Annotated in this window: 5 protein-coding genes; 3 read left to right on the forward strand and 2 right to left on the reverse strand. The window is 62.6% G+C overall.

The window, feature by feature from the left end:
* Positions 1–866, reverse strand: an 866-nt coding sequence (locus M0954_RS25355) for a glutaminase (protein WP_297356175.1), incomplete at its 3' end; no start/stop codon positions are given.
* 126 nt (positions 867–992) lie between these two features.
* Positions 993–2,576: a DHA2 family efflux MFS transporter permease subunit gene (locus tag M0954_RS25360; RefSeq protein ID WP_123387402.1), complete on the reverse strand. Its 1,584-nt coding sequence runs from the start codon at positions 2,574–2,576 to the stop codon at positions 993–995.
* A gap of 286 nt (positions 2,577–2,862) precedes the next feature.
* Here M0954_RS25360 and M0954_RS25365 point away from each other — a divergent pair, with 286 nt between their 5' ends.
* From M0954_RS25365 to M0954_RS25375, 3 genes are all read left to right on the forward strand, one after another.
* A complete protein-coding gene (locus M0954_RS25365; protein WP_123387401.1) occupies positions 2,863–3,531 on the forward strand; it encodes a dienelactone hydrolase family protein in 669 nt (222 codons plus the stop codon).
* A 213-nt stretch (positions 3,532–3,744) separates the two neighbouring features.
* A complete protein-coding gene (locus M0954_RS25370) occupies positions 3,745–4,797 on the forward strand; it encodes a rod shape-determining protein (protein ID WP_122159005.1) in 1,053 nt (350 codons plus the stop codon).
* A gap of 39 nt (positions 4,798–4,836) precedes the next feature.
* The coding region (locus tag M0954_RS25375) for an alpha/beta hydrolase (protein WP_297356178.1) at positions 4,837–5,518 on the forward strand (682 nt) is incomplete at its 3' end.

Here is a 5,518-nt window from a genome sequence, read left to right on the forward strand (position 1 = left end):
ACCCCCGCCAGCGAATTCCCATTGCTATCCAGCCCCGGCGACCAGACGCAAACCGCCATTTCCCCCGGCAGCACCGCGACAATTCCACCACCCACACCGCTCTTGGCCGGCAATCCGACGCGATAGACAAAATCCCCCGCCGCATCATAGGTACCGCACGTCAACATCAGCGCCGACAAGCGTTTAGCCGAACTGCTGTCAAGGATCCGCTCGCCGGTCGCCGGCACCACACCGCCATTACTCAGAAACAACGCCGCCTTCGCCAGCTCGACGCAACTCATCGAGATCGCGCATTGCCGGCAATACGCATCCACCACCGAGTGCACCGGCATTTCCATATTGCCGAAGCTGGCCATGAAATGCGCCATCGCCTGGTTCCGATCGGCGTTTTGCAACTCCGATTGCGCGACACGCAAATCGTAGTCGATCGTCACCTCGCCGGTCAGCCGTCGCATGAACTCCACCAATGCGGTCTCCGCTTGCACGAACCGTCGGCACAGCACGTCGGTGACCACCAGCGCGCCAGCGTTGATAAACGGATTGCGCGGCTTGCCTTGCTCGGCTTCGAGTTGCACCAACGAATTGAATGGCGTTCCTGACGGCTCGCGCCCGACGCGTTGCCACAGGGCATCGCCGAGCAGCCGAAAGGCCATCGTGCAGGCGAATAGCTTGGAAATACTCTGGATGGAAAAGCGGGTGTCGGCCTCGCCGGTCCTGAAGACCTCACCGGTGTTCGTGACAATGGCCATGCCGAAGCTGTTGGCTGGGACCCTGGCCAGCTCGGGAATATAGTCGGCAACGCGACCGGTACCCAGATAGGGCTGCAGATCGTGGCGGATCTGTTCGAGGATGCCTTGGTAGTTCATAAGCGAGGGCGAGCGTGGAAGCCGGGATTTTACTGGCAAGCCATTGCAAATAGTAAATCGGCCACCATCCCACTGCCTGTCCACGCTCAACACACCCAACGCGCTCAACGGACCCAGCGCTCGCGCTCAGTGCGCCCCAGCCGCATCCGGCCCACCGCCACCTTTGGCAGGCCGCGTAATCCAGATCAGCGGAATGATCAAAATAAAAATGATCGCCGAGATAAAGAAGATGTCGTTCAGCCCCATCATCGCCGCCTGGGTATTCACATTGAAATCGAACAGTGCATTCGACGACTGCGTATTCAGATGCAGCAGCGACTGGGTCGAATCGATCTGCTGGTTGAACAGCGGATTATTGATGCTGGCCTGCTCCGTCAACCTGGCATGGTGGAGCACGGTGCGATTATTCCACTCGTTGCCAGCGATCGACGTGCCCACCGCGCCGCAAAACACCCGCGCAAAATTTGACAGACCCGCTGCCGCTGGAATCTTCTGAGGCGGTTGCCCGGACAGAATGATCGCCGTCAACGGGACGAAGAACAGCGCCATCGGGATGCCTTGCAGCAGCGTCGGCAGCACCAGATGCCACGTGTCGATTTCAATCACGTATTTGGAACGCATGTAAAACACGATCGCAAAGCCGATAAAGGCGAGCGTCGCGATAATGCGCGCGTCCGAGCGCGGCAGCAAACGGCCCATTACCGGCGCGAGAAGCACCGCGAATATGCCGAGCGGCGCGGTCACAAGGCCAGCATCCACTGACCGGTAATTCAGGTATTCCTGCATCCATTGCGGCAGCAGCACGAGGTTGCCGAAGAACACGCCATAGGCCACCGAGATCGCAATCGTGCCGCCCAAAAAGTTGCGCTGCGTGAACAGACGCAGATCGACGATCGGATTGTCTTCGGTGAGCTCCCATACCAGGAAGAACGCAAAGCTGATCAGCGCCGTGATGCCGAGAATGACGATCACCGGCGACGAGAACCAGTCGAGGTCTTTGCCCTTGTCGAGCATCACCTGCAGCGAAGCGACCCAGGTGATCAGCAGGCCGAGACCCACCACGTCGATAGGCGGCTTGCGGGTGGGCGTTTCGCGGGTGCGGTAGATCATCCACGTGACCCCGGCCGCGAAAATCCCCACGGGGATATTGATGTAGAAGATCCACGACCAGCTATAGCTGTCCGTGATCCAGCCGCCGAGCGCCGGTCCGGCAATCGGGCCGACCGTGGCGGTCATGGCCCACAACGCGAGCGCCGTCGACGACTTCTCCTTCGGATACGAGCCCAGCAGAATGGCCTGCGAAAGCGGAATCAGCGGGCCGGCCACGGCGCCCTGCAAGACCCGCGCGAGCAGCAGGATGGGCAGCGTGGGTGCGATGCCGCACAGCCACGACGACACTACGAACATCAGAATTGCGCCGACGAACAGTTTGATCTGACCGATGCGCTGCGTGAGCCAGCCGGTCAGCGGAATCGACACCGCGTTGGCGGCGGCGAACACGGTAATGACCCACGTGCCTTCGTCGACCGACACGCCCAGGTTACCCGAAATGGTCGGAATGGCGACATTCGCGATCGACGTATCGAGCACGTTCATGAAGGTGGCGAGCGCAACGGCGATTGTCGCGAGGACGAGCTGGCCGCCTTTAAGCGGGGGTGGAGGCGGAGGCGGCCGCGGGGCCGATGCGGGCGCAGGGGTGGGCTGGCTCAATCGATTCTCCGGAGCGGTGTCGTAAGCGATGCGGGTGCGAGATGCTGGCTTGCTGGACGGCGGTGGCTCACCGCTGGCCCAATGGCTGTCAAAAGAATACCTGCATTCGCCAAATAGGGTTATCCACGTGCACGGGGCACGCAGGGCAAGGCTCGCCAAGGGCGGCAAAAAGATGCACGAAAGCGTATGCTCGCGGCTGTGATCCGCCGGTGCCGCGCAAAGGGCGTCGGGTCGCTCATGCGCATCGAAACAAAAGACAAAAGACAGAAAGCAAAGGGAGTCTGAAATGGCTTGGGAAGAATTCGAACATGGCTGGCGCCTCGCGCCTGCCATCCCGCCGGCCGATGCGCCGGCTCGCGCGCTGGTGGTCCTGCTGCATGGCGTCGGCAGCAACGCGCAAGACCTGCTTCCGCTCGCCGACCGCTGGAGCGAGACATTTCCCGATGTCGCCTTTACCTCGCTCGACGGCAGCGAACGCTTCGACGGCGGTTTTGCTGGCCGGCAATGGTTCAGCCTGCGCGACGTGAACGAGGCGAATCGCATTGGCCGCGTTGCGGATGCTTACCCGCCGCTGCGGCGCATGCTCGAAAACGAGTTGCAACATTGGCAGCTTTCTTTCGAAAAGCTTGCGCTGGTGGGGTTCTCGCAAGGCTCGATGATGGCGCTGCATCACGCGGCGACGAGCGACGACGCGCCCGCTGCCGTCGTGGCGTATTCAGGACGCCTTGCTTCCCGGATCACCACGCAGGCGCGCACACCGCTGACGCTGGTGCACGGCGTCGAAGATGCGGTCATTCCCGTCGCCGAACTCGAACGCGCGGCCCATGCGTTCAGCGACGCGGGCTATGCAGTCGGCGCATTTGCGTTGCCGGGTATTGGTCATACGATTTCGGGCGAAGGATTGGTGCTGGGACGCGATGCGCTCGTCCGGGCACTGGGGGCAAAGGCCCCTTGAAACAGGCCGAAATAAGGTCCGAAAGAATTGGGAAATAAAGTAAGCCTAAAGAATTTGTTCTACTTGCCGTTAATGGTTCAATAGCGCGAAAATCACGCGCGCTGCATAAAGATCTTGCTGCACCCGCGGGGGTGTCGGGTGGGCTTGGTGCGGTACAACGGGGATTCATCGCAGCACCCGCAAGGGCGATAACGACAAACGCAGAGCCTTCATATGGCCAGACCGAAGCCGCATCATCCACTTTTCAGGGGACTGTTCCGTCACACCGTGGCGGTCGACCTCGGCACGGCCAATACCCTGATCTACACCGACGACGGTGGCATCGTGCTCAATCAGCCGTCGGTGGTGTGCTTCCAGAGGCAGCCCCAGGCAGGCCAGAAGCGGGTGGCAGCAGTGGGCGCCCAGGCCAGACAACTGCTCGGCCGCGCGCCCAACAATCTCGAGACGGTGCGGCCGATGCGCCACGGCGTGATCGCCAATTTTTCCGCTGCGGAACACATGATTCGCCAGTTCGTGGAGATGGCCCGGCCCAGACCGCTGTTCGGCCGCCGCGCTGCATTCACGATCTGCGTGCCGGCCGGGGCAACCCAGGTCGAGCGCCGCGCCATCAAGGAAGCCGCCGTCGCGGCGGGGGCCTGGAAAGTGAGCCTGATCGGCGAGTCGCTGGCTTCGGCAGTCGGTGCGGGCTTGCCGGTATCGTCGGCAACCGGCTCGATGGTGGTCGATATCGGCGGCGGCACGACGGAAGTCGGGGTGATCGCGCTTGGCGGCATGGCCTATAACGGCTCGGTTCGCGTCGGCGGCGACCAGTTCGACGTGGCGATCGTCAACTATGTGCGCAGCTTGTATGGGGTGCTGCTCGGCGAGCAGACCGCGGAGCACGTGAAAAAGACCATCGGCTCGGCCATGCGCGACGTGCCGATGGAGCGCATGAACGCCACTGGCCGCAGCGTCGACGATGGCCTGCCGCGCACGGTCGAACTGAACAACCACGATATCGCCGATGCCATCGAAGGGCCGCTACGCCAGGTGATCGGCGCTGTGAAAGCGGCGCTCGAATGCGCGCCGGCCGAACTGGTGACCGATATTGCCGACTCGGGCATCGTACTGACCGGTGGCGGCGCGCTGCTCGCCAACCTGGGACGGCGTCTGACCGCTGAACTCGGACTCGGCGTGCGCATCGCCGATGAACCGCTCACGTGCGCGGTGCGCGGTGCGGGGACGGCGGCGGAAGCCGGCCTGCTGGACGAACTCGTCTACGAATAACGCGTGACGGGCGATATCGAGCTCTCCAACGGCTTGCACATGCCCTACGTCGAAGCAGGCGAGGGCGAACTGCTGCTGTTCGTGCACGGCTCGCTTTGCGATTCCCGCTACTGGCAGCCGCAACTCGACGGACTGGCGAAGCATTACCGCTGCGTGGCGGTGAGCCTCACCCATTACTGGCCGGTCACGGATACGCCGGCCGACATGCCGTTCAGCTGGAGCAATCATGCGGACGAGCTGGCCGAATTCATCGAACGCTTTGGCGCTGGGCCGGCACATGTCGTGGGGCATTCGCGCGGCGGCTGCGTGGTGTTTCATTTTGCACGGCGTCATGCGCAGCATGTGCGCACGGTGACGCTCGCCGACCCGGGCGGGCCGCTGCAGATTGCAGGGCGGCCGGTTGTCAGCCTGCCGGAAACGGTCAATGCATTGCGGGCGCGGGCCGCCCAGTTGATCGAAGAAGGCAATGTGGATGCGGGCCTGCAACTGTTCGTCGATTCGGTGAGCCGTCCTGGCTTCTGGGCAAAAAGCACGCTGGCATTCCGCACGATGGCGATCGACAACGCCCACACGCTGGCGCGTCAGTTCCGCGATCCGCTGCCGCCCTATACGCCCGAAGATGCGGCGCAGGTTCGCTGCCCCGTGCTATTGATCGACGGGGAGAAGAGTCCCGAGATGTTCAGGCGCACCGCGACTGCGCTCGCATCGTGGTTGCCGGATG

This window comes from Paraburkholderia sp. (assembly GCF_026225065.1).
In the GTDB taxonomy this organism is placed as follows: Bacteria; Pseudomonadota; Gammaproteobacteria; order Burkholderiales; family Burkholderiaceae; genus Paraburkholderia.